The sequence below is a fragment of the Pseudoroseicyclus sp. CXY001 genome (genome assembly GCF_041714655.1).
Lineage (GTDB): Bacteria > Pseudomonadota > Alphaproteobacteria > Rhodobacterales > Rhodobacteraceae > Pseudoroseicyclus_A.
In genome coordinates this window covers 1,938,592-1,961,250 of the sequence record NZ_CP168219.1, presented here as the reverse complement: position 1 = coordinate 1,961,250, position 22,659 = coordinate 1,938,592, and the positions used below count along the sequence as shown (strand labels likewise).

The following is a 22,659-nucleotide window of genomic DNA, read 5'->3' as shown; positions in this document are numbered from 1 at the left end:
AAGAGCCTGCCCCATGTTCACGTCGCCCTCCGACCATCCCGAGAACACCCTGCGGCTGGAAAGCATGATCCATGCCCCGCCGGAGGCGATCTTCTCCTATTACCTGCGGCCGGAGCTGATCTCTGCCTGGCTCGGCGCGGGCCATGGGATCCAGGCACAGAACGCCAAGACCGACGTGCGCATCGGCGGGCGCTGGCAGGTGGAGCTGTCGAACGTGCCGACGGCGCCGCTGATCACCGGGATCTACCACGAGATCTTGCCCTTCTCCCGCCTGGTCCTCAGCTACGGCCTGCCGGACAATCCCGCCTCGATGATCACCGTCACCCTGCGGCAGATGAGCGGCGTGACGCGCCTCACCCTTCTGCAGACCGGCTTTCCGGGCCGGACGACGCGCGACCAGCACGCGATCACCTGGGCGCTCAGCCTGCGCATCCTGCAGGAGGTGATGGAGATCTCGCGCGGCGTAGGTGAGATGTGGAACCAGCCGGACGATTCGCCTCTGACCGAGGTGAGGAGCGATATCATCAAGGTCCGCGAGCGGCTGGAGGCGGAGCTCATCGCCGTCGCCGCGCCGCCGAGCGGGCTCGGCACCCATGCCGCGAACGGGTTTCCGACGCCGGAATTCTGAGCCGTCAGCCCCGCCTGCTGAGGAAGGCGAGGCGCTCGAAAAGCGCCACGTCCTGCTCCGTCTTGAGGAGCGCGCCGTGCAGGCGCGGCAGCGCCTCGCGCGCATCTGCCCTGAGGTCGGCCGCCGTCAGATCCTCCGCCAGCAGCAGCCTCAGCCAGTCGATCACCTCGGAGGTGGAGGGCTTCTTGCGCAGCCCCGGCGTCTCGCGCAGCTCGAGAAAGCGCGTGAGCGCGACGGTCAGAAGCTCGTCCTTCACGCCGGGATGATGCACCGCGACGATCCGCCGGAGCGTGTCGATGTCGGGGAAGCGGATGAAATGGAAGAAGCAGCGGCGTAGGAACGCGTCCGGCAGGTCTTTCTCGTTGTTCGAGGTGATGATCACGATGGGCCGGTGGCGAGCCCGGATCGTCTCCCCCGTCTCGTAGACATGGAATTCCATCCGGTCGAGTTCCTGCAGAAGGTCATTCGGGAACTCGATATCCGCCTTGTCGATCTCGTCGATCAGAAGCACCACGCGCTCCGGCGCCGCGAAGGCCTCCCAGAGCTTTCCGGGGCGGATATAGGCCGAGACGTCGCCGACCCGCGCCTCGCCGAGCTGGCTGTCGCGGAGCCGGCTGACGGCGTCGTACTCGTAGAGCCCCTGCGCGGCGCGCGTGGTGCTCTTCACATGCCATTCGATGAGCGGCAGCCCGAGCCCCGCGGCGACCTGGCGGGCCAGCTCCGTCTTGCCGGTGCCGGGCTCGCCCTTCACCAGAAGCGGCTTCTCGAGCGTGATCGCAGCGTTAACGGCAATCATCAGATCGGGCGTCGCGATGTAATCTCGAGTGCCATCGAACTGCATGGTTAAACTCCATCGCCCTGTCATCTCGACATTTTTACTCCGGCCCGCGATCGAGGGCCACCAAACAAACCTTGCCGATGGGTTAAGAGGGGTGACTTATTTCAACGCGCGCGCTAAAGGGACCCCAGTCAAAAGGGGGTACCGGATGTTAGGGGAACTCAAGGAACCCGGCGACGGTCCAGCAAAGGGAGCTGCCATGAAGGCCGAGGCGTTTCTGCCGGACGACTATCGTCCCGCTGAAGATGAACCGTTCATGAACGATCGCCAGCTCGAATACTTCCGCCGGAAGCTCTTGACGTGGAAGACCGAGCTTCTGTCCGACAGCCGCGACACCATCACCGGCATGAAGGACAGCACCCGCAACATCCCCGACATCGCCGACCGCGCTAGTGAGGAGACCGACAGGGCCCTCGAACTGCGCACCCGTGACCGTCAGCGCAAGCTGGTTGCGAAGATCGACGCGGCGCTGCGCCGCATCGAGGAAGGCGAATACGGATATTGCGAGATCACCGGCGAGCCCATCTCCCTCAAGCGGCTCGATGCGCGGCCCATCGCCACGATGAGCCTCGAGGCGCAGGAGCGCCACGAGCGCCGCGAGAAAGTGCATCGCGACGACTGACGTCGCGGTGACAGTAGCTGCCGGGGCCTTCGGGCCCGGCAGTGATCGGAGGCTGAGGTGGACGTCATCATTGCCGGCGCCGGGATCGGTGGTCTCGCAGCCGCACTGGCCTTCGCCCGCGCCGGGGCCGGGGTCACGGTCCTCGAACGCCACGAGACGTTCCGCGATTCCGGCGGCGGCATCCAGCTCACGCCCAACGGCGCGCGGGTCCTGCATGCGCTGGGCCTCGCGGACAAGCTCGACGAGATCGGCACCGCCTCGCAGGCCGTCGAGGCCATCGACGGCATCGGCGGGCGGCGTATCTTCCGAATGCCGATCGCCAGCGACCTCCCCTATCGCTACATCCTGCGCTGGCGCCTGACGGAGGCGCTGGCGGCGGCGGCCGAGGCGGCCGGGGCCCGGGTGGAGCTCGATTGCGGCGTCCGCGCCGCCCATCCCGAGGGCGAGGTCGAGCTTTCGAGCGGCGACCGGCGCCGCGCCGATCTGGTGATCGGGGCGGAGGGCATCAATTCGGGCACCCGCGCCCGCCTCAACGGCGCGGCGCGCCCGTTCTTCACCGGCAATGTCGCCTGGCGCGCGGTCGTCGAGGCCGAGGCGCCGCCCTGGTCGCGCCTGTGGCTGCTGCCGGGGCGACATGCGGTGGCCTACCCGGTAGGGCCGGGGCTCACCAACCTCGTCGCGGTCCGCGAGCAGTCCAGCTGGGTCAGCGAGGGCTGGGCGCAGCGCGATTCGCCCCAGGCCATGCAGGCGGCCTTCGGGGATGCCTGCGACGATCTCCGCGCGCTGCTTGAAAAGGTGGAGGAGGTGAACCTCTGGGGCCTCTTCCGGCACGAGGTGGCGCCCCGCTGGCACGAGGGCCGGGTGGCGATCCTCGGCGACGCCGCCCATCCGACGCTGCCCTTCCTCGCCCAGGGCGCCAACATGGCCATCGAGGATGCCTGGGCGCTGGCGAGCGAGGTGACGGCCGGCGGCGCGGTCGAGCCGGCGCTCGCCCGCTATCAGGCGCGCCGGCGGGATCGGGCTGCGCAAGTCATCGCCGCCTCATCCGGCAATGCGAAGAAGTTCCACCTCTCCGGCCTGCCGCGGTTCGCGGGCCATGCGGCGCTCCGCCTCGGCTCCGCCATCGCCCCGCGCTTCATGCGCGGCCATTACGGCTGGATCTACGATCACGACGAGACGGCGCTGGTGCCGGGCGGGGATGGCTGAGCCGCTGCCTCTCGGCACAGGCGAGCTGCGCGCCGTCACCGCTTTCTGCCTCGCCGCCGCCCGCCCCGTCCTGCCGCTCTTCACCGCCGCCCGCCCCGGCGATGACCGCCCGGCTTCGGCCCTGGCGGAGGCGGAGGCCTTTGCCGCGGGCGGCCCCCGCCGCCAGGCGCTCCGCCTTGCCGCCCTCTCCGCCCTGAAGGCGGCGGGGGAGGCGGAGGCGGCGGGCGCGCCCGAGGCCGGGCAGGCGGCCCGCGCGGCCATGGCCGCCGCCGGGGCCGCCTTCCTGCATCCGCTGCCGAAGGCCACCCAGACCGGCCATATCCTCGGCGCCGCCGCCCATGCCGCCCGCGCCCAGGGGCTGACGGGGGCAGGGGCGGAGGCTTTCCTCGACGAGATCGCCGCCGCGGCCGCCCCGCAGGTTCGCGCCGTCCTCCGCCGCTACCCGCCCGCCCCGCCGGGCGGCGGCGAGACAGGCGCCCTCATGCGCGCCCTCGACGCGCGCCTCCGAGCCCCCTGACCCCCCTTCATCTGGCCCAAAATACCTCGGAGGTGTGGAGGCAGAGCCTCCACCCGGCCCAACGGGCCGGCCCCCCCGAGGGGTCAACCCTTCAGCCGCCGCCCCGCCACATAGGTCGCGGCCACCGCCCGGTCGTCCCCCATCATGATGGTCGGGAAGAGCGCCTCCCAGATATCCCCAGCGCGGGTCGCGCGCTGCGCGATGGCCGGTGTCGAGGCGAGGTCGAGGACGATGAGGTCGGCCTCCGCCCCCGGGGCGAGCCGGCCGATGCCCTCCTGATGGAGGAGCCGCGCCGAGCCTTCGGTGGCGAGCCAGAGGAGTTGGCTGGGATGCAGCGCCGTGCCGCGGAGCTGGGCGATCTCGTAGGCGGCGCCCATGGTGCGCAGCATCGAGAAGTTGGAGCCACCGCCGGTGTCGGTGGCGAGGCCGATGCGGGCGCCGGCGGCCTGGAGCCCCGCGAGGTCGAAGAGCCCCGAGCCGATGAAGGTGTTCGAGGTCGGGCAATGGGCGAGGCCGGCGCCCGTCTCCACCAGCCGCGCCCGCTCGCGCTCCGTCAGGTGGATGGCATGGCCGAAGACGGCGCGCTCGCCGATCAGCCCGTGTTTCTCGTAGGTGGCGAGGTAATCCTCGCAATCGGGGTACATCCCCAGCACCCAGTCGATCTCGTCGGTCTGCTCGCTCAGATGCGTCTGCATCAGGCAGTCCGGATGCTCGGCCCAGAGCGCGCCCAGCGCCTCGAGCTGCGCCTCGGTCGAGGTCGGCGAGAAGCGGGGGGTGATCGCATAGGTGGCCCGGCCCCGCCCGTGCCAGGTCTCGAGGAGCGCCTTCGACTCGTCATAGGCCGATTGCGCCGTGTCGCGGAGCCCCTCCGGCGCGGTGTCGCGGTCCATGCAAGTGCGCCCCGCCGCGACGCGCATGCCGCGCGCTTCGGCCGCCGTGAAGAAGGCCTCCACCGAGGCGGGGTGGATCGTGCAGTAGGAGAGGAGCGTCGTCGTGCCATGCGCGATGGCGAGATCGAGCGTGCGCTCCGCCACCTCCGCCGCATAGGCGGGGTCGGCCAGCTTCATCTCCTCCGGGAAGGTATAGCCGTTCAGCCAGTCGATCAGCCGCTTGCCCCAGGAAGCGACGATGCCGGTCTGGGGATAGTGCATATGCGCATCGACGAAGCCGGGGAGGATCAGCCCCTGGCCATGATCGGTGACCGGCACATCCGGATGCGCGGCGCGGAGCGCATCGGCCTCGCCGACCTCGGCGATCTGCCCGCCGTCGAGGAGCACGGCGCCCCGGGCGCTGTGCCGTGCTGCGGCGGGGCCGTCCGCGAAGGGATCGGCGGTGAAGGCGAGGGTCTGGCCCAGGAGGAGCTGTCTATCCATGCCGGCGATTGTTAGGCGCCCCGGCGCCCCCGGTAAACGCCCGGCATGGCCCTCTCGCCATTGCCGCCCCCCGTGGCTCCGCTATGGTCGCGCAAATGCCTGCCGGAGGAGCGAATATGAGCGACGAGACCCCGAATCCGGCCGAGACCGAAGAGACGATCGCGACCGAGGGCGATGACGGCTCCTTCGCGCTGCCGCAGAAGCTCTTCGACGATGTTCTCGATGCGGTGGAGGAGGGCGATGCCGCCCGGGTCGACATGATTCTCGAGCCGCTCCACGCCGCCGACATCGCCGACCTTCTCGAACAGCTCGACTTCCGCGACCGCCGGGCGCTGCTCGAGATCTGGACGGGGATGGACGGCGAGATCCTCTCGGAGCTCGACGACAACCTCCGCGAGGAGGTCATTGCCGAACTGCCGGCCGACCAGCTCGCCGAAGCCGTTCGCGAGCTGGAATCGGACGATGTGGTCGATCTCGTCGAGGATCTGGAGGATGCCCAGCAGGAGGCCGTCCTCGCCTCGCTCGAGGCCGCCGACCGGATCGTGGTGGAGAAGGCGCTCGCCTATCCCGAATATTCCGCCGGCCGCCTCATGCAGGTCGAGATCGTGCGGATGCCGGAGGACTGGAACGTTGGCCAGGCCATCGACTTCATGCGCGGCGAGGACAATCTGCCCGACCAGTTCTACCATGTCGTCCTGATCGATGCCCGGCTGAAGCCGCGGGGCTACGTGACGCTCGGCCGGATCCTGTCGAACCGGCGCGAGGTGCTCCTGAAGGACCTCGCCGAGGAGAGCTTCCGCACCTTCCACGTGGAGGACGACCAGGGCGACGTGGCCTATGCCTTCAACCAATACCACCTCATCTCCGCCCCGGTGGTGGATGACGAGGAGCGGCTGGTCGGCGTCATCACCATCGACGACGCCATGGAGGTGCTCGACGACGAGGCGGAGGAGGACATCCTGCGCCTCGCCGGCGTCGGCACTGAATCGGAGATCTCCGACAGCATCCGCGAGACCCTGCGCCAGCGGCTGCCGTGGCTCGCGGTCAACCTTCTGACCGCCATCATCGCCTCCGCCGTCATCTCGATCTTCGACGAGACGCTGGCGGCGGTGGTGGCGCTGGCCATCCTCATGCCCATCGTCGCCTCGATGGGCGGCAATGCCGGCACGCAATCGCTGACCGTGGCCGTCCGCGCCATCGCCACGCGCGACCTCACCGGGTCGAACGTCTGGCGGGTGCTTAGGCGGGAGATGGTCGTGGGGCTGGTGAACGGGCTGATCTTCGCGGTGGTGATGGCCGGGGTGGGCATCCTCTGGTTCGGCTCGCCGGCGCTCGGCGCGGTGATCGCGGCGGCCATGGTCATCAACCTCGTGGTGGCGGGGCTCGCGGGGATGGGCATCCCGGTGCTCCTCGACAAGATGGGCGTCGATCCGGCGCTCGCCTCGGGCACCTTCGTGACGACGGTCACCGATGTGGTCGGCTTCTTCGCCTTCCTCGGCCTCGCGGCGATGGTGCTTCTGTGACTGATCTGAAGGCGGTGAAGGACGCGGCCCGCGCCGCCGCCTTCGCCCGCCGCAAGGCCGCCTTCGAGGCGCTGGGCGAGGCCGGCCGGTCGCGGGCCGGGGCGCATCTGTCGGCGCTGCTGGCCGGGCACCGCGGCGTGCCGCTCGCCGGCTACCTGCCGATCCGCACCGAGATCGACCCGCTCGCCGCGATGGAGGAGGCTGCCGCCCACGGGCCGGTCGCCGTGCCGATCATCGAAGCCCCCGCCACCCCCCTGCGCTTCGCGGCCTGGGAGCCGGGGGCGCGGCTGGTGGAGGGTCCCTTCCGCACGCTCCGGCCCGAGCGGCTGGACTGGGTGGTGCCGCAGATCCTCATCGTGCCTTTAGTTGCCTTCGACGCCGCCGGCTACCGGCTCGGCTATGGCGGCGGCTTCTACGACCGGACGCTGGAGGGCCTCCGCGCCCGGGGGCCGGTGCTGGCGGTGGGCTTCGCCTTCGCGGGGCAGGAGGCGGAGGAGCTGCCGCTGGAGGAGACCGACCAGCCGCTCGACCTCATCGTGACCGAGGAGGGGATCCGCGAGCCGGCGGGGCGCTGACCGGTGGGCGGGGCGGAAAATTCTTCGCGGAAGAATTTTCTGAAAGAAAGCGGAGCGCCTGCGGCGCATTCCTTGAGTGAGGGGGGCGCTGGCGCCCCCCGTCGCCTTTGGCGACTCCCCCCTGAGGATTTCCTTGGAGCAAAGACATGTGGGCAGGGAGAGATTGCGGTGGCCGGGGCAGGGAGCTAGGAGGGCCCTATGCGGATCCTCTTTCTTGGCGATGTGATGGGGCGTGCCGGGCGCGCGGCGGTGGCGGAGCGGCTGCCGAAGCTGCGGGAGGCATGGCGGCTCGATTTCGTCGTGGTGAACGGCGAGAACGCCTCCTCCGGCCACGGGCTCTCCGGGAGCCATGCCAAGGGGCTCTTCGAGGCGGGGGCAGATGTTGTGACCCTGGGCGATCATGCCTTCGACCAGAAGGACATGATCCAGACCTGCGACTCCGAGGGTCGGATCATCCGGCCGCTCAACTACGGCAAGGGCGTGCCGGGCCGGGGGGCGAAGGTCTTCGAGGCGAAGGGCGGGCGAAAGGTGCTCGTCGCGCAGGTGCTCGGCCAGGTCTTCATGAGCCGGAGCTATGACGACCCGTTCTCGGCCATCGAGCCGGTGCTCAAGGCGCATCCGATGGGCGGGCTGGTGCAGGCGAGCCTGATCGACATGCATTGCGAGGCGACCTCCGAGAAGATGGCCATGGGGCATTACTGCGACGGGCGGGCCTCGGTCGTCATCGGCACGCATACGCATGTGCCGACGGCGGACGCGATGATCCTGCCGGGCGGCACCGCCTATCTCAGCGATGCCGGCATGTGCGGCGACTACAATTCGGTGATCGGCATGGACAAGGCCGAGCCGATGCGGCGCTTCGTGACCGGCATGGCGAAGGAGCGCTTCACGCCGGCGCTGGGCGAGGCGACGCTCGCGGGGCTCTATATCGAGACCGACGACCGGACCGGCAAGGCGACCGCCATCGCCCCGGTGCGGCAGGGCGGGCGGCTGGCGCCCTCGGGGCCGGCGACCGCCCAGGCGATGTCGCAGGACGTGGCGCCCCGGCAATAGGCGCGGGGGCCGGGGCCGGCCGGGGCAGGAGCCGCCCTTGTGCCGCAGGGCGCCATCGGGCAAAGCTCCCGCGCCGGGGGGGCAGGGCAAGGGCAACGCATGATCGGAATCGAATTCAGCCCGATGGAGGAATCGGTCCTCGCCATCGCCATCATGCTGGCCATGTTCGTGGCCTTCGTGATGGAGCGCTATCCGATCGAGGTGGTCGCCCTCACCGGGGCCATGGCGCTTCTGGTGCTCGGCATCCTCAGCCCGGCCGATGCCTTCGAGGTCTTCGCCAACCCCGCCCCCTGGACCATCGCGGCGATGTTCATGATCGTCGGAGGATTGGTGAGGACGGGGGCGCTCGACTGGTTCTCCTCCCTCGCCTCGCGAGGGGCCATGCACCGGCCGAAGCTGACGATCGCGGCTATTGCCGTCGCCGTGGTCACGCTCTCGGCCTTCGTCAACAACACGCCCATCGTCGTCGTCATGCTGCCGGTCTTCATCCAGCTCGCGCGGCAGATGGATCTGGCGCCGTCCAAGCTGCTGATTCCGCTCAGCTACATGTCCATCATGGGCGGGACGCTGACGCTCATCGGCACCTCGACCAACCTCGTGGTCGACGGGGTGGGGCGGGCGGCTGGGCTCGAGCCCTTCCATATCTTCGAGATCGCCCCGGTCGGCATCCCGCTCGCGATCACCGGGCTCGTCTACCTCGCCTTCTTCGGCAATGCGCTGCTGCCCAATCGCGATTCCATGGCGATGCTGATGAGCGACCGCAGCCGCATGCGCTTCTTCACCGAGGCAGTGATCCCGCCGGGCTCCAACCTCATCGGCCGCGAGGTGCTGGGCGTGCAGCTCTTCAAGCGCGAGGGGGTGCGGCTCATCGACGTGATCCGGGGCGACGAGTCGCTTCGCCGCAACCTCGCCGGCGTGGCGCTGGAGGTGGGCGACCGCGTGGTGCTGCGCACCCAGATGACGGAGCTTCTGTCGCTGCAGCGCAACAAGGACCTTCGGCGCGTCGATCAGGTCTCTGCCGTCGAGACGACCACGGTCGAGACGCTGATCACCCCCGATTGCCGGATGGTTGGCCGGCGGCTCGGCGATCTGCGGCTCCGCCGCCGCTACGGGGTCTATACGCTCGCCGTCCACCGGCGCGACCGCAATGTCGGGCGGCAGATGGACGATCTCGTCGTGCAGGTGGGCGACACGCTGCTCCTCGAAGGCGCGCCGGCCGATATCCAGCGGCTGGCAACGGACATGAAACTCGTCGATGTCGCCCATCCGCAGCAGAAGGCCTTCCGCCGCGGGCGCGCCTGGATCGTCATCGCAGTCCTTGCCGCCATCGTCGGGCTCTCCGCTATCGGGGTGGCCCGGATCGAGGTGCTCGCCTTCCTCGGTGTCGCCGTTGTGCTGCTGAGCCGCTGCATCGATGCCGACGAGGCGTTCTCCTATGTCGACGGGCGGCTTCTGGCGATGCTCTTTGCCATGCTTGCCGTCGGTGCGGGGCTCGAGCAATCGGGCGCCGTCGAGCTGATCGTTACCGCCGCCGCGCCGCTCCTCGACGGGCTGCCGGCCTTCGTGACGCTCTTCGCCATCTTCGCCATCACCTCGGCGCTGACGGAGCTCCTCTCCAACAACGCCGTGGCCGTGGTGGTGACGCCTGTCGCCATCGGGCTGGCGCAGACCCTGGGCTTCGATCCCAAGCCCGTCCTGATCCTCGTGATGATGGGCTGCAGCTTCGGCTTCGCGACGCCCATCGGCTATCAGTGCAACATGCTGGTCTACGGGCCGGGGGGCTACAAGTTCTCCGATTTCGTGCGGATCGGCCTGCCGCTCAACGTCCTGATGGGGGTGGTGGCCGCGGCCGTCATTGCCTTCCTCTACTTCTGAAAGGCGCCCGCCCATGACCATCACCCATGAAGACGAGCTGACGGGGCTGAAGGAGATCGGCCGCATCGTCGCCAACACCATTGCGGCGATGGCGAAGGCGCTGGAGCCGGGGATGACCACCGAAGAGCTCGACGCCATCGGCGCGGCCTTCATGGAGCGGGAAGGGGCGGAGCCGGCGCCGCGGGCGACCTACGGCTTTCCCGGCGCCACCTGCATCAGCGTGAACGAGGAGATTGCCCACGGCATCCCGGGGCTGCGCGTCATCGCGGCGGGGGATCTCGTGAACATCGACGTCTCCGCCTCGAAGGACGGATTCTTCGCCGATACCGGGGCGAGCTACCGGGTGGGCAAGGTCGCGCCCTCCATCGACCGGCTCTGCCGGGACGGGCGCAAGGCCATGCAGATCGGCGTGGCCCAGGTGGGCAGCGACAAGCCGCTCGGCGGCATCGGGCGCGCCATCGGTCAGTTCGCGGCAAAGCGCGGCTACACGCTGGTGCGCAACCTCGCGAGCCACGGGGTGGGGCGGGCGCTGCATGAGGAGCCGGGCGAGATCCCGACCTGGCCCGTCCGCGGCGAGCGGCGGCGCATCAACCGGGGGCTGGTGCTGACGGTGGAGCCCTTCCTCTCCCGCGGGGCGCTCTGGGCGGCAGAGGCGGGCGACGGCTGGACGCTCCATGCCGAGCCGCCGGCGCCGGTCGTCCAGTACGAGCACACGGTCGTCGCCACCGACCGGGGTGCCATCGTGGTGACGCTACCGGGCTGAGCGGGGACAGGGGAGCCGACCCCCGGCCTCCCCTTGCCCCGGATCGGGTGCCCTTCTATAGAACGCTCCGATCCAAGCATGAGGGGGCATCCGCCATGGCCGGCCATTCCAAATGGGCGAACATCCAGCACCGCAAGGGGCGGCAGGACGCAGCCCGGTCGAAACTCTTTTCGAAGTTTTCCAAGGAGATCACCGTCGCCGCCAAGATGGGCGACCCCGATCCCGACAAGAACCCGCGGCTGCGCCTCGCCGTGAAGGAGGCCAAGAGCCAGTCGATGCCGAAGGACGTCATCGACCGCGCCATCAAGAAGGCCATCGGCGGCGATGCCGAGAATTACGAGAGCATCCGCTACGAGGGCTATGGCCCCAACGGCGTCGCCGTCATCGTCGAGGCGCTGACCGACAACCGCAACCGCACCGCCTCCAACGTGCGCTCCACCTTCGGCAAGTCCGGCGGCAATCTCGGCGAGACGGGCTCCGTCGCCTTCATGTTCGACCGCAAGGGCGAGATCTACTACAAGCCCGAGGCCGGTGATGCCGACACGATCATGCTCGCCGCCATCGAGGCGGGGGCCGAGGATGTCGAGAGCTCCGAGGACGGCCACTACATCTATTGCGCCGACACGGACCTCAACGAGGTCTCCACCGCGCTCGAGGCGGCGCTCGGCGAAAGCGAGACGGCCAAGCTCGTCTGGCGGCCGACCACCACCGCGCCGGTCGATCTGGAGGGCCTCCAGAAGCTGATGAAGCTCGTCGACACGCTCGAGGACGATGACGACGTGCAGAACGTCACCACCAATTTCGAGGCCCCCGACGAGGTCATGGCCGCCTTCGAAGAGGCGGAATAGTTGCCCGCCGCCGCCCCGGTCCCGCCCGGGGCAATGGCCGCAAGGGACCAGCGCCCGCTCCGCGGCGTGCTGTTCATGCTGCTCTCGGGCCTCAGTTTCGTCTGCATGACGGCGATCGTGAAGACGGTGGGCACCGAGGTGCCGGCCGCCGAGGCGAGCTTCCTGCGCTATGCGATGGGGCTGCCCTTCCTCATCCCGATGTGGGGGGCGATCCGCCGGGCGAAGCTGACGCCGCGGCTCTGGCGGCTCTTCTCGCTGCGCGCGCTCGTCCATTCGGGCGCCGTCATGCTCTGGTTCTTCGCCATCGCCCGCATCCCGCTCGCGGAAGTGACGGCGATGAACTACCTCAACCCGATCTATGTCACCATCGGCGCGGCGCTGATCTTCGGCGAGCGGCTGGCGCTCCGCCGGATCCTCGCCATCGCGGTGGCGCTGGTCGGCGTCTACATCATCCTCCGCCCCGGCTTCCGGGCGCTCGACCCCGGGCATTTCGCCATGCTGGCGGTCTCGGTCTGCTTCGCGGGCTCCTACCTCTTCACCAAGCAGCTGGCGGGGGAGGTGAGCCCCTCGGTGATCGTCGCCATGCTGTCGCTGCTGGTGCCCGTCTGTCTTCTACCCTTCGCGCTGGCCGACTGGGTCTGGCCGAGCCTCACCGAACTCGCCTGGTTCGGCGGCACGGCGGTCTTCGCGACGGCGGGGCATTACTTCATGACGGTCGCCTTCGCGGCGGCGCCGATGACGGTGACGCAGCCGGTGACCTTCCTGCAGCTCGTCTGGGCGAGCCTCCTCGGCTGGCTGGCCTTCGGCGAGGGGATCGACCACTGGGTCGTCGTCGGCGGCCTGCTGATCATGGGCGCCATCGGCTACATGACCTTCCGCGAGCAGCAGCTGAAGCGCGCCGCCGCCGCGGCCGCGGCGGCGCAACAGGTGGCAGAGCCCGCCCGCACCCCGGCGCCGGGAGCGACGCGGGGTTAAGGCGCACTTGACGTTTACGTCAACCTCTTGTCTCTCCTTGTAGGAGTTGCTGACGAGTAGAGTGCGAGGTTGCTTTTATGGCGCGCATGACGCGGGTGAACAGTTTCACGGCGCCGCCGGATTACCGGGACAGGCTGATCGCCCATCTGATGCGCATCCGCGATACGCTCTGCGACTGCCGGTCGGCCTTCAACGTGCGGCTTCTGGCGGCGGCGGATGGCGAGATCGTCCTCATCTACGAGCATGTGGGCCGGGCCGGCGCCGCGGAATGCGCGAGCTTCCTCGACAGCCGCCACGCGCCGGAGGATCGCCACGCGGCGCTTCTGGCCCTCAAGGCGCAGATGTCCGTGCGGAGCTACCATCCGGTCGAGGAGGTGGCGCCGGCAATCGTGCCGAAGGAGCGCTGACAGCGACCTGTCGCAAGCCGCGGCAGGATCGCCCCGGCCCGGGCGCTCAGTCCACCGGCACCACGTCCACCGCCTGGACGGACCCATGCGCCCCGGCGAGCCGGATGCTGCCGCGCACCGGGGCCACGTCGGAATAATCCCGCCCCACGGCCACCGTCAGATGGTCGATCCCGGCGGGCACGGCATTCGTGGGGTCGAATTCGATCCAGCCCGCCCCCGCGCCGCACCAGGCGCGCACCCAGGCATGCATGGCGTCGGCGCCTTCGAGGCGGGGCTGCCCCTCGGGCGGCTCGGTGCGCAGGAAGCCCGAGACATAGCCCGCCGGGATGCCCAGCGAGCGCAGCATGGCGATCATGATCTGGCTGTAGTCCTGGCAGACGCCGCGCCCGCCCGCGAAAGCCTCTTCCGGCGTCGTGTCGACATGGGTCGCGCCCGTCTCGAAGGTCATGTGCCGGTGGAGCGCCCGCCCGAGCCGCTCCACCGCCTCGGCGGTGGAGGCCGCATCCGCCGCCGCCTCGCTGGCGAAGGCCGACATCTCCGCCCCCGCGGCGGGGATGCGCGGCGAGGGGACCACGGCATGATGCGGCGAGGCGGGGCTCAGCCGCGTCTGCGCGGCAAGCTCGGCGGTGAGCCGGGGCAGGGGCGGCGAGGCATCGAGACCGCCCCCCGCCGCCAGCCGCTCGATCCTGGCGCGCAGCGTGAAGGCGACACCGGCGATGGCCTCGTCGAAGGCCAGCTCCGTCACCCGGTTGCCGAAATAATCGGGCCGCTCCTGCCGCTCCTCGGGCTTCGGCGAGACGTCGAGCACGGCGGCGATGAGGCGCTGGCCCGGCAGGTCGGGCGGCAGCATCCGAAGGAGGTAGCGCGCCCCGGTGGCCGGCGTCTCGTATTCGTAGCTGATCCTCAGCGTCACGTCGTAGAGCATGGGATCACCGGAAATAGGCGTCGCCGAGGAGCACCGCCAGATGGGCGATCTCGTCGGCGGCGGCGTTGAGCCGCTCGGTGGTCAGCTCGGCGGGCGTCGCGCCCTGCACCCCGGCCTGGGCATGCAGGAGCGCCCGCTGGAAGGCGGAGCTCTGCCGCGTCCGCTCGGCGCCGGGCAGGTAGCTCGCATGGTCCCCCACCTCGACGAGCTGGAAGGCCACGGCGCGCGGGTTCAGCCGGTCGAGCGCGAGAAGGTCGAGCACCGTCGCTCGGGTCGGCAGGGCCGCGTAGCGGCGCCGGTGGGTCATGGTGCTGTCGCCGAGCTCGACGGCGAGGTCGAGCGCCCCGTCAGGCGCGTCGGGCGCTGCGAAATCGGCGAGGAGCCGCGCCATGGAATGCGCGCGCTCGAGGTCGCGCCCGATCGACAGGAAGCGCCAGCCGGTGAAGCGGAACATGTTCTCGTGCACCAGCCCCGAGAAGCCGGCGATCATCCGCAGGAGCGCCGACATGCCGCGCACGGTGCTGTCACCCGGCGCCAGCGTGCCGGAGATCTCGCTCAGGGTCGCGTCCAGGTCGCTGAGCGCCAGCCAGCCGTCGAGCGAGAAGCGGTCGCGCACATGCGCCGCTGCGCCGATGGCCGAGCGGAGGACCGGCCCGACCGCCGCCTCGATGCCATTGCCGAGAAGGACCCCGCGAGAGGTCAGATGCGCCTCCAGCCGGCCGAAGATCGGATCGTCGGCCGCGCCCTGTTCGGCGAGCCGCACATGCCAGGCCCGCCAGAGCCGCACGATCATCTCGGCCCGCTCGATATAGCGGCCGAGCCAGAAGAGGTTGTCGGCGGCGCGCGAGGGCAGGGCGGAGGGCTGGAGCCGGAGCGGGTCGTCCCCCTCCTTCGGCAGCATCGTGTCTGGCTGGACGGGCTGCGGCGAGACCACCCAGACGTCGGCGGCGAGCCCACCCCGCTGCAGCGCCAGTTCCGCCGGCCGGCTCTCGCGGCCGATCCTCGCATAGCCGCCGGGCATGACCTGCCAGCCGGTGGCGGTGCGGGCGAGGAAGACGCGGAGCGACATCGGCCGCGGCACGAGCCGCCCGTCCGCCGCGAAGGCGGGAGTGGTCGAGAGAGTCACCGCCTCCTGGCCCACGAGCCCGGCGCCCGCCTCCTCCAGCCAGCGGTCGAAGCGGCCCTCGGCGCGGGCCGCTTCGGCCATGGTCTCGCCGGCATCGAAGAGCGCCCGGGTGGAAAGCGCGCCCGAGATTGTCATCCGCCCGGCGTTCTCGCGCACATAGGCGCGCTCCTCCGCCGCGCCGCACCACCATGTGGCGATGTTGGGCATCCGGAGCGGCTTACCGTCGATGAGCTCCGAGATGCGCGGCAGGAAGGCGAGCATGGCCCGCGTTTCCAGAACGCCCGAGCCAAGCGCGTTGACCATCGAGAGCGAGCCCGCCCGGAGCGCCGAGACGAGCCCCGGCGTGCCGATCCGGCTCTGCTCGTTGAGCTCCAGCGGGTCCGCCCAGCCCGCGTCCAGCCGCCGCCAGAGGACGGAGACGGGCTTGAGGCCGGAGACCGTCCGCACCATCAGCCGCCCGCCGCGCACGATCATGTCGTCGCCCTCGAGGAGCGGCACGCCGAGGTAGCGGGCGATATAGGCATGCTCGAAATACGAGGCGTTGGCCGGCCCCGGCGTCATGATGGCGACGCGCCCCTCCGCCTCGCCGCCCATCTCCATCAAAGTCTCGCGGAAGCGGCGAAAGAAGCCGGCCAGCCGCTCGACATGGGCGCGGGCATAGATGTCGGAATAGGCGCGGGCGGTGGCGATGCGGTTCTCGAGCGCGAAGCCGGCGCCGGAGGGCGCCTGCGTCCGGTCGCCCAGCACCCACCAGGCGCCGCCCGGCCCCCGGCCGATGTCGAAGGCGAGGTAATGGAGGAAATGGCCCGAGCGGGGCCGGACGCCGACAAGCGGCCGGAGCCATTCGGTGTTGCCCGCCACCAGCCCCGGCGGCAGATGCCCGCCAGAGACGAGGGATCCGGGCCCGTAGAGATCGGCCATGACCTTCTCCAGAAGGTCGGCGCGTTCGGTCAGCCCGGCGGCGATCTCTTCCCATTCGGCCTTGGCGATCAGGACGGGCATGTGGCTCATCGGCCAGTCGCGGCTGCTCGCGGCCTCTTCGCCGTCGTATTGCCGGTAGAAGACCCCGGCGTCGGAGAGGTAGCGCTCCGCCGCTGCATGGCGCCCGGCTATCTCGGCGGGAGCCATGGCGGAAAGGGCGGAGATCAGCTCGCCCCAGGCCGGGCGCGGCGCGCCGTCCTCGCCGATCAGCTCGTCGGGCACGCCGGCGAGCGGCGTGTAGCCGGCCAGCATCGCCGGCCGCGACGATTGCATCTGGCGCTGGTCCCTGTTCATCGCCTGGGTCTCATAGCACCGGGGCCCTTAACGGCGCCCTTAGTCTTTGCTCCAAGGAAATCCTCAGGGGGGTCGCTATTGAGTGCGCCATTGGTTCGAGCACCAATGGCGACCGGGGGGCGCGAGCGCCCCCGAGGCGGGGGGACCGGGGGGCCCACGGCCCCCCGCACGCCTCCCCGCGCAACGTCACGCCCAAAGCCCCGGCGGCCGCCGGAGGTCGAGCGTCAACGGGAATTCCCCGTGCGGATGCTCCTCCGGCGGCGCATAGCCATGCGCCGTGCCGCCATGCGGCTCGAAGCGGGCGAGGCGGCGGGCGTCGGCCTCGTAGGAATTGACCGGGAAGGTCTCGTAATTGCGCCCGCCCGGATGGGCGACGTGATAGGTGCAGCCCGCCAGCGCCCGGCCCGTCCAGGTGTCGTAGATGTCGAAGGTGAGCGGCGCGTCCACCCTGAGGACGGGGTGGAGGGCCATCGAGGGCTGCCAGGCCTTGAAGCGCACCGCGCCCACCGCGACGCCGTTCGAGACGCCCGTCAGCGGCAGTTTCCGCTGGTTGCAGGTGACGATGTAGCGCCCCGGATCGGCGGTGGTCAGCTTCACCTGCAGCCGCTCGGTCGAGCTGTCGGTGTAGCGCACCGTGCCGCCGATGGCGCCGGTCTCGCCGAGCACATGCCAGGGCTCCAGCGCTTGGCGCAGCTCCAGATGCGCGCCCTCGGCCTCGATCTCGCCGCAGAAGGGGAAGCGGAACTCGGCCTGCGCCTCGAACCAGTCCTCCTGCATGGGGAAGCCGTGCTCACGGAGGTCGGCGAGGACCTCGCGGAAATCGGCCCAGAGCATCTCGGGCAGCATGAAACGGTCATGCAGCGCCGTGCCCCAGCGGGTCAGCGGACCGGTGGCCGGCGTCTCCCAGAAGCGCGCGATCAGCGCCCGGATCAGAAGCTGCTGGGCGAGCGACATCCGCGCGTCGGGCGGCATCTCGAAGCCGCGGAACTCCACGAGGCCGAGCCGGCCGGTGGGGCCGTCGGGGGAGTAGAGCTTGTCGATGCAGATCTCCGCCCGGTGGGTGTTGCCGGTGACGTCGGTGAGGATGTTCCGCAGGAGCCTGTCGGTCAGCCAGGGCAGGGGCGGCACGCCCTCGCCGGGCGCGGGCATCTGCGCCATGGCGATCTCGAGCTCGTAGAGCGCATCGTGCCGCGCCTCGTCGATCCGGGGCGCCTGGGAGGTCGGCCCGACGAAGAGGCCGGAGAAGAGGTAGGAGAGCGAGGGATGCCGGTTCCAGTGCAGGATCAGCGACTTGAGGAGGTCGGGCCGGCGCAGGAACGGCGAATCCTGAGGGGTCACGCCGCCGACCACCACATGGTTGCCGCCGCCGGTGCCGGTGTGCTTGCCGTCGATCATGAACTTGTCGGCGCCGAGCCGGCATTGCCGCGCCTCCTCGTAGACCGCCTCCGTCGTCTCGACGCAGCCCTCCCAGCTGTCCGCTGGGTGGACGTTCACCTCAAGGACGCCGGGGTCGGGCGCGACGCGGATTACGTTGACGCGCGGATCGAAGGGCGGGGCATAGCCCTCGATATGGACGGGCATCCCCAGACGCTCGGCCGCGGCCTCGGCGGCGGCGACCAGCTCGAGGTAATCGTCGATCTTCTCGACCGGCGGCATGAAGACGCAGAGCCGCCCGTCGCGCGGCTCGACGGAAAGCGCGGTGCGCACATGGCCGTCGATGTCGGGCGCCAGCGTCTGGCCGGGGCGGAGCTCCTGCGGCTCGGCGGCGGTGAAGCTGGCGACCGGCTGGCCGCGGCGGGCCAGGGCCTCTTCGCTCGCCTCATGGAAATCTGGCAGTTCCGGCAGATCCTGCATCGTGTCGGCCGGGTTCGTGTAGGGATAGCGCGAGGCCGGCAGCCAGGGCAGGGAGCTGAGCGGGATCCGGTAGCCGAGCGCGGAATCGCCCGGGACGAGGAAGAGCTTGCCGCGACGGAACCTCCAGCGCTCCGACAGCCAGCGCCCGGCGCGGCTCTGCCAGCGCTGGACGGGCAGGACATAGCCGACCGGATCCGTCAGCCCGCGCTCGAAGACCTTCGCCATGCGGAAGCGCTCTTCGGCATCCTCGAGCTTGGAATTCTCCGGCGTCACATTGGCCGGCAGCTCGGCTTCCTTCAGCACCCAATGGGCCGGGTCCTCATAGGCGGCGGCGATGTTCTCGTCCGTCACGCCGAGCTCTTCGGCGATGGCGGCGGCGAGGCGCCCGGCGTCATCCACCTTGGCGCCGGTCTTGGCCTTCTCCTGCGCGATCAGGTCGGTGTTCCGCCAGATCGGCACGCCGTCCTTCCGCCAGTAGAGGCTGAAGGTCCAGCGTGGCAGGGTCTCGCCCGGATACCATTTGCCCTGCCCGTAATGCAGGAAGCCGCCCGGCGCGAAGCGGGCCTGCAGGCGGCGGATCAGCATGTCGGCGGCCGCGCGCTTGTCGGGGCCGACGGCGGCCTCGTTCCATTGCGGGCTCTCGAAATCATCGATGGAGACGAAGGTCGGCTCGCCGCCCATGGTCAGCCGCACGTCGCCCTTCTTGAGCGCCGCATCGACCTTCTGCCCCAGCGCATCGAGCGCCGCCCAGCTGTCGTCGCTGTAGGGCTTGGTGATCCGCGGATGCTCGGCGACCCGCTCCACGGTCATGTCGAAATCGAACTCCACCTCCGCCGCCGTCGCCATGCCCGAGATCGGCGCGGCGTTGCGGTAATGCGGCGTGGCGGCCAGCGGGATATGGCTTTCGCCGGTGAGGAGGCCGGAGGTCGGATCGAGCCCGATCCAGCCGGCGCCGGGCAGGTAGACCTCGCCCCAGGCGTGCAGGTCGGTGAAGTCGTGATCGGTGCCCGAGGGGCCGTCCAGCGCCTCCTGATCGGGCTTCAGCTGGATCAGATAGCCCGAGACGAAGCGCGCCGCGAAGCCGAGCTGGCGGAGCACCTGCACGAGGAGCCAGGACGAATCCCGGCACGAGCCCGTGCCCCGCTCCAGCGTCTCCTCCGGCGTCTGCACACCGGGCTCCATACGGATCACGTAGCCGACGTGGTTGGCGACGAGTTGGTTGAGCTCGACGATGAAATCGGTGACGGGGCGCTTGCGCCGGTCGACCCGCTTCATGAACTCCTTCAGGAGCGGCCCGGCCTTCTCGGGCCGGCGGTAGATCACCAGGTCGGGCGCGATGTCGGCATGGTAGTTGAAGGGGAAATCCTTCGCGTCTTCCTCCACGAAGAAGTCGAAGGGATTGTAGACGGTCATGTCCGCCGTCAGCCCGACCTCGATCTTGAACTCGCGGACGGGCTCGGGGAAGACGAAGCGCGCCAGCCAGTTGCCGTAGGGGTCCTGCTGGTGATTGACGAAGTGATCCTCGGGCGTGACCTTCAGGCTGTGCGAGATGACCCGCGTGCGGCTGTGCGGCGCGGGCCGGAGGCGGATGACCTGCGGCCCCAGCACCACCGGCCGGTCGTACTTGTAATGGGTCACATGGGTGATCGCCGCCTTGATCGCCATGGGTCAATCCTTCCTTGGGTCGTCCCTAACTTTCATGCGCCGGGGCCGGGCACAAACCCCCCGTGGCGCCCGAAGGGCGGATCGGCGGCAAACCGTTGCGGCGCTGCCGGTTTTTGCAGCGCGCCCGGGGCTCAGATGGCCGGCGTGCCGCCGAGGCTCTCCCAGAGCGCGAATTCCTCCGCGCCCTTCTTCTTGAGCCGCTGCACCATGCCGGGCCGCAGCTCCAGCGGCATCTGCGGCGAGACATTGGCCGGCGGCACCTCGATCTTCCGCTCCAGCCGCTCCTCGAGGAAGGCATGGAGCTCCCCGAGCTGGTCGTAGCGGAAGATATGGTCGACGCCGATCTTGTCGCCCTCGCCCTTCAGCATCGCCGATTGCGTGCCGATATCGGCGAAATCCGGGCGCTTGGAGCGGCACCAGGCATCGACGAATTCGTCGAAGGAAATGCCGGCGGTGGAGATCCAGGCGTCGGGCCGCTGGCGGTAGCGCCACCAGGAGCCGAGCCAGTCGAGCGGCTCGCGGACCACCGCGACCGTCTCGGGGCGGGGGCAGCCGCCCTTTTCCATCAAGGGCGCGACGAAACGGTTGAAGCGGAAGAGCGTCATGTGCTTCAGCCCCGGCGGGTCACGGAAGACGATATCCGCCTCCGGCCCCAGCGCCTTTTCAAGCGCGGTCGTGCCGGTCTTCGGCACGGCCAGAATGGCCAGACGCTTCTGCCAGAACACCATCATCTTGCGGTCACTCCCCTTCGGCGCCCCAAATCCGCCCGGTCGCGCGTTAACACATTTTTTTCTTGCTTTGTTCTCTCTTTGATCTCATGTTGGCGAGAACAGCTAGTGAACATCCAAGGCAATTGCCGGCTGTAGGGCAACATGAAATAAGGGATCAGGGCAATGGCGGCAGCGGAAATTCTTCAGATGAGCGACAAGCGCAGCGCGGACAAGCAAAAGGCGCTCGAAAGCGCCCTGGCGCAGATCGAGCGGCAGTTCGGCAAGGGCTCGATCATGAAGCTCGGCGACGGCCAGGCCATGCGCGAGGTCGAGGCGACCTCGACCGGCTCGCTCGGGCTCGACATCGCGCTCGGCATCGGCGGTCTGCCCAAGGGCCGCATCGTCGAGATCTACGGGCCGGAAAGCTCCGGCAAGACGACGCTGACCCTGCATGTCGTCGCCGAGGAACAGAAGAAGGGCGGCGTCTGCGCCTTCGTCGACGCCGAGCACGCGCTCGACGTGCAATATGCCAAGAAGCTTGGCGTCGATCTCGACGAGCTGCTGATCTCGCAGCCCGACACGGGCGAGCAGGCGCTCGAGATCGTCGACACGCTGGTGCGCTCCGGCGCCGTGAACCTCGTGGTGGTCGATTCGGTCGCCGCCCTGACCCCGAAGTCGGAGCTGGAAGGCGACATGGGCGACTCGTCGGTCGGCGTGCACGCCCGCCTGATGAGCCAGGCGATGCGCAAACTCACCGGCTCCATCTCGCGCTCCAACTGCATGGTCATCTTCATCAACCAGATCCGCATGAAGATCGGCGTGATGTTCGGCTCGCCCGAGACGACCACGGGCGGCAATGCGCTGAAGTTCTACTCCTCCGTCCGCCTCGACATCCGCCGCATCGGCTCGGTGAAGGACCGTGACGAGGTGGTGGGCAACGCCACGCGGGTGAAGGTCGTCAAGAACAAGGTCGCGCCGCCCTTCAAGCAGGTGGAATTCGACATCATGTACGGCGAGGGCATCTCGAAGACGGGCGAGCTCATCGACCTCGGCGTCAAGGCCGGCGTCGTCCAGAAGTCCGGCGCCTGGTTCTCCTATGGCGACGAGCGGATCGGGCAGGGGCGCGAGAACGCCAAGACCTTCCTGCGCGAGAATGCCGACATCGCCTTCGAGATCGAGGACAAGATCCGCGCCGCCCACGGGCTCGATTTCGGCGCGAGCGAAGAGGACGACACGGAGATCCTCGAGGATTGACCGCGGCTCCGGGGCCGCAGAGGCCTCGCCCGCCATGAGAGAGTGCAAGGAGGCGGCCGATGGGCCGCCTCTTTTGCGTTCGGCGGTAAGGCCAAATTCGATATGGCCTTCGCCTGCGGAAACCAGATGGTTCCCGCCCCTCAGCGCTCCGTATCCACCGACATCGGCTTCTGCCCGCCGGGCGGCAGGCCGAACCAGCCGCGCACCAGATCAAGCCAGAGCCCGTAGGGCCGCCCCAGCGCCAGCATCATCACCGCCGCCCCGAGCGCGCCTCGCCACAGCTCCGCCCCCTCGGCGCCGCCGGCCCAGATGATGCCGACGTAGATCGGCACCTGAAAGCTGAGAAGCGCCAATGTGTCCCAGAACAGCCGCGACGCCGTCCCCGTGCCGGCCCGGCCCATCACCAGCCCCCGCCAGAGCCCGTAGGGCCGCGCCGTCGCCACCATCAGGGGCGCGCCGATGGCCCGGGCGAGCGCCACTTCTTCCCAGGACATGCCGACGATGAACCGCTCGTTCAGCGCCCCGGTCAGCGTGAAGAACAGCACCAGCGCCAGAGTGTCGGCAATGAAGTCTCTCATGCCCGCTCTCCTGGGCCGCGACATCCGGTAGACAGCCTACCCGGGCAGGGCTAAACCCTCAATCCGACC

20 protein-coding genes are annotated in these 22,659 nt (G+C 69.6%); 13 read left to right on the top strand and 7 right to left on the bottom strand.

The features are described 5' to 3' along the window. Window positions 1-13: 13 nt before the first annotated feature. Window positions 14-628: an SRPBCC domain-containing protein gene (locus tag ACAZ03_RS09500; RefSeq protein WP_373353042.1), complete on the top strand. Its 615-nt coding sequence runs from the start codon at window positions 14-16 to the stop codon at window positions 626-628. Window positions 629-632: 4 nt separating this feature from the next. Here ACAZ03_RS09500 and ACAZ03_RS09495 read toward each other — a convergent pair whose 3' ends face one another. Further along, window positions 633-1,469, bottom strand: a complete 837-nt coding sequence (locus tag ACAZ03_RS09495) for an AAA family ATPase (protein ID WP_373353040.1) — start codon at window positions 1,467-1,469, stop codon at window positions 633-635. A gap of 196 nt (window positions 1,470-1,665) precedes the next feature. On the opposite strand from ACAZ03_RS09495, the gene dksA reads away from it, so the two are divergent. From dksA to ACAZ03_RS09480, 3 genes are read left to right on the top strand one after another with little or no spacing between them, the layout of a single operon-like run. After that, complete coding sequence (dksA, locus tag ACAZ03_RS09490) at window positions 1,666-2,088, top strand: RNA polymerase-binding protein DksA (protein ID WP_373353038.1); 423 nt, start codon at window positions 1,666-1,668, stop codon at window positions 2,086-2,088. Window positions 2,089-2,145: 57 nt separating this feature from the next. After that, window positions 2,146-3,294, top strand: a complete 1,149-nt coding sequence (locus ACAZ03_RS09485) for an FAD-dependent oxidoreductase (RefSeq protein ID WP_373353036.1) — start codon at window positions 2,146-2,148, stop codon at window positions 3,292-3,294. Beyond that, window positions 3,287-3,811: a putative immunity protein gene (locus tag ACAZ03_RS09480; RefSeq protein WP_373353034.1), complete on the top strand. Its 525-nt coding sequence runs from the start codon at window positions 3,287-3,289 to the stop codon at window positions 3,809-3,811. The genes ACAZ03_RS09485 and ACAZ03_RS09480 overlap by 8 nt, the downstream gene beginning before the upstream one ends. Before the next feature lie 83 nt (window positions 3,812-3,894). Here ACAZ03_RS09480 and guaD read toward each other — a convergent pair whose 3' ends face one another. Beyond that, window positions 3,895-5,184, bottom strand: a complete 1,290-nt coding sequence (gene guaD / locus ACAZ03_RS09475) for a guanine deaminase (RefSeq protein WP_373353033.1) — start codon at window positions 5,182-5,184, stop codon at window positions 3,895-3,897. A gap of 116 nt (window positions 5,185-5,300) precedes the next feature. Here guaD and mgtE point away from each other — a divergent pair, with 116 nt between their 5' ends. The 8 genes from mgtE to ACAZ03_RS09435 all read left to right on the top strand — a co-directional run bounded on the left by mgtE (window position 5,301) and on the right by ACAZ03_RS09435 (window position 13,203). Continuing rightward, window positions 5,301-6,707: a magnesium transporter gene (gene mgtE / locus ACAZ03_RS09470; RefSeq protein WP_373353031.1), complete on the top strand. Its 1,407-nt coding sequence runs from the start codon at window positions 5,301-5,303 to the stop codon at window positions 6,705-6,707. Continuing rightward, a complete protein-coding gene (locus ACAZ03_RS09465; RefSeq protein WP_373353029.1) occupies window positions 6,704-7,282 on the top strand; it encodes a 5-formyltetrahydrofolate cyclo-ligase in 579 nt (192 codons plus the stop codon). The genes mgtE and ACAZ03_RS09465 overlap by 4 nt, the downstream gene beginning before the upstream one ends. 198 nt (window positions 7,283-7,480) lie before the next feature. After that, window positions 7,481-8,335 (top strand): YmdB family metallophosphoesterase, encoded by an 855-nt coding sequence (locus tag ACAZ03_RS09460; RefSeq protein WP_373353027.1) that lies wholly within the window; start codon window positions 7,481-7,483, stop codon window positions 8,333-8,335. Window positions 8,336-8,434: 99 nt separating this feature from the next. Further along, a complete protein-coding gene (locus ACAZ03_RS09455; RefSeq protein WP_373353025.1) occupies window positions 8,435-10,210 on the top strand; it encodes an SLC13 family permease in 1,776 nt (591 codons plus the stop codon). Window positions 10,211-10,223: 13 nt separating this feature from the next. Next, window positions 10,224-10,973, top strand: a complete 750-nt coding sequence (gene map / locus ACAZ03_RS09450) for a type I methionyl aminopeptidase (protein ID WP_373353023.1) — start codon at window positions 10,224-10,226, stop codon at window positions 10,971-10,973. Between the two features lie 95 nt (window positions 10,974-11,068). Beyond that, window positions 11,069-11,821, top strand: a complete 753-nt coding sequence (locus ACAZ03_RS09445; protein WP_373353021.1) for a YebC/PmpR family DNA-binding transcriptional regulator — start codon at window positions 11,069-11,071, stop codon at window positions 11,819-11,821. 33 nt (window positions 11,822-11,854) lie between these two features. Continuing rightward, a complete protein-coding gene (locus tag ACAZ03_RS09440; RefSeq protein ID WP_373353019.1) occupies window positions 11,855-12,796 on the top strand; it encodes a DMT family transporter in 942 nt (313 codons plus the stop codon). Window positions 12,797-12,873: 77 nt separating this feature from the next. After that, window positions 12,874-13,203: a hypothetical protein gene (locus ACAZ03_RS09435; protein WP_373353017.1), complete on the top strand. Its 330-nt coding sequence runs from the start codon at window positions 12,874-12,876 to the stop codon at window positions 13,201-13,203. A 46-nt stretch (window positions 13,204-13,249) separates the two neighbouring features. Here ACAZ03_RS09435 and ACAZ03_RS09430 read toward each other — a convergent pair whose 3' ends face one another. The 4 genes from ACAZ03_RS09430 to ACAZ03_RS09415 form a co-directional block, all read right to left on the bottom strand. Then, window positions 13,250-14,128, bottom strand: coding sequence for a transglutaminase domain-containing protein (locus tag ACAZ03_RS09430; protein WP_373353015.1), 879 nt, complete (start codon window positions 14,126-14,128; stop codon window positions 13,250-13,252). A 4-nt stretch (window positions 14,129-14,132) separates the two neighbouring features. Beyond that, on the bottom strand, window positions 14,133-16,529 hold the full coding sequence (locus ACAZ03_RS09425; RefSeq protein ID WP_373353013.1) for a circularly permuted type 2 ATP-grasp protein: 2,397 nt from the start codon (window positions 16,527-16,529) through the stop codon (window positions 14,133-14,135). Between the two features lie 186 nt (window positions 16,530-16,715). Further along, a complete protein-coding gene (locus ACAZ03_RS09420; protein WP_373353011.1) occupies window positions 16,716-20,048 on the bottom strand; it encodes a DUF2126 domain-containing protein in 3,333 nt (1,110 codons plus the stop codon). A gap of 131 nt (window positions 20,049-20,179) precedes the next feature. Further along, the gene (locus ACAZ03_RS09415; RefSeq protein ID WP_373353010.1) at window positions 20,180-20,779 is read right to left on the bottom strand and encodes a gamma-glutamyl kinase; all 600 of its coding nucleotides are present in this window, start codon (window positions 20,777-20,779) and stop codon (window positions 20,180-20,182) included. A gap of 162 nt (window positions 20,780-20,941) precedes the next feature. On the opposite strand from ACAZ03_RS09415, the gene recA reads away from it, so the two are divergent. Further along, window positions 20,942-22,012 carry a recombinase RecA gene (gene recA, locus ACAZ03_RS09410; RefSeq protein ID WP_373353008.1) on the top strand — a complete coding sequence of 357 codons (1,071 nt, stop codon included), beginning with the start codon at window positions 20,942-20,944 and terminating at the stop codon, window positions 22,010-22,012. A gap of 140 nt (window positions 22,013-22,152) precedes the next feature. Here the strand turns inward: recA and alaE are convergent, their stop codons facing one another. Continuing rightward, the gene (gene alaE / locus ACAZ03_RS09405) at window positions 22,153-22,590 is read right to left on the bottom strand and encodes an L-alanine exporter AlaE (protein ID WP_373353007.1); all 438 of its coding nucleotides are present in this window, start codon (window positions 22,588-22,590) and stop codon (window positions 22,153-22,155) included. Window positions 22,591-22,659: the final 69 nt, after the last annotated feature.

Excerpts from the sequence above, each read along its gene's own strand:
- ACAZ03_RS09500 (WP_373353042.1), top strand. The coding sequence starts at position 14 with ATGTTCACGTCGCCCTCCGACCATCCCGAGAACACCCTGCGGCTGGAA.
- ACAZ03_RS09495 (WP_373353040.1), bottom strand. The coding sequence starts at position 1,469 with ATGCAGTTCGATGGCACTCGAGATTACATCGCGACGCCCGATCTGATG.
- dksA (WP_373353038.1), top strand. The coding sequence starts at position 1,666 with ATGAAGGCCGAGGCGTTTCTGCCGGACGACTATCGTCCCGCTGAAGAT.
- ACAZ03_RS09480 (WP_373353034.1), top strand. The coding sequence starts at position 3,287 with ATGGCTGAGCCGCTGCCTCTCGGCACAGGCGAGCTGCGCGCCGTCACC.
- guaD (WP_373353033.1), bottom strand. The coding sequence starts at position 5,184 with ATGGATAGACAGCTCCTCCTGGGCCAGACCCTCGCCTTCACCGCCGAT.
- mgtE (WP_373353031.1), top strand. The coding sequence starts at position 5,301 with ATGAGCGACGAGACCCCGAATCCGGCCGAGACCGAAGAGACGATCGCG.
- ACAZ03_RS09460 (WP_373353027.1), top strand. The coding sequence starts at position 7,481 with ATGCGGATCCTCTTTCTTGGCGATGTGATGGGGCGTGCCGGGCGCGCG.
- ACAZ03_RS09455 (WP_373353025.1), top strand. The coding sequence starts at position 8,435 with ATGATCGGAATCGAATTCAGCCCGATGGAGGAATCGGTCCTCGCCATC.
- map (WP_373353023.1), top strand. The coding sequence starts at position 10,224 with ATGACCATCACCCATGAAGACGAGCTGACGGGGCTGAAGGAGATCGGC.
- ACAZ03_RS09445 (WP_373353021.1), top strand. The coding sequence starts at position 11,069 with ATGGCCGGCCATTCCAAATGGGCGAACATCCAGCACCGCAAGGGGCGG.
- ACAZ03_RS09440 (WP_373353019.1), top strand. The coding sequence starts at position 11,855 with ATGGCCGCAAGGGACCAGCGCCCGCTCCGCGGCGTGCTGTTCATGCTG.
- ACAZ03_RS09435 (WP_373353017.1), top strand. The coding sequence starts at position 12,874 with ATGGCGCGCATGACGCGGGTGAACAGTTTCACGGCGCCGCCGGATTAC.
- ACAZ03_RS09430 (WP_373353015.1), bottom strand. The coding sequence starts at position 14,128 with ATGCTCTACGACGTGACGCTGAGGATCAGCTACGAATACGAGACGCCG.
- ACAZ03_RS09425 (WP_373353013.1), bottom strand. The coding sequence starts at position 16,529 with ATGAACAGGGACCAGCGCCAGATGCAATCGTCGCGGCCGGCGATGCTG.
- ACAZ03_RS09420 (WP_373353011.1), bottom strand. The coding sequence starts at position 20,048 with ATGGCGATCAAGGCGGCGATCACCCATGTGACCCATTACAAGTACGAC.
- ACAZ03_RS09415 (WP_373353010.1), bottom strand. The coding sequence starts at position 20,779 with ATGATGGTGTTCTGGCAGAAGCGTCTGGCCATTCTGGCCGTGCCGAAG.
- recA (WP_373353008.1), top strand. The coding sequence starts at position 20,942 with ATGGCGGCAGCGGAAATTCTTCAGATGAGCGACAAGCGCAGCGCGGAC.
- alaE (WP_373353007.1), bottom strand. The coding sequence starts at position 22,590 with ATGAGAGACTTCATTGCCGACACTCTGGCGCTGGTGCTGTTCTTCACG.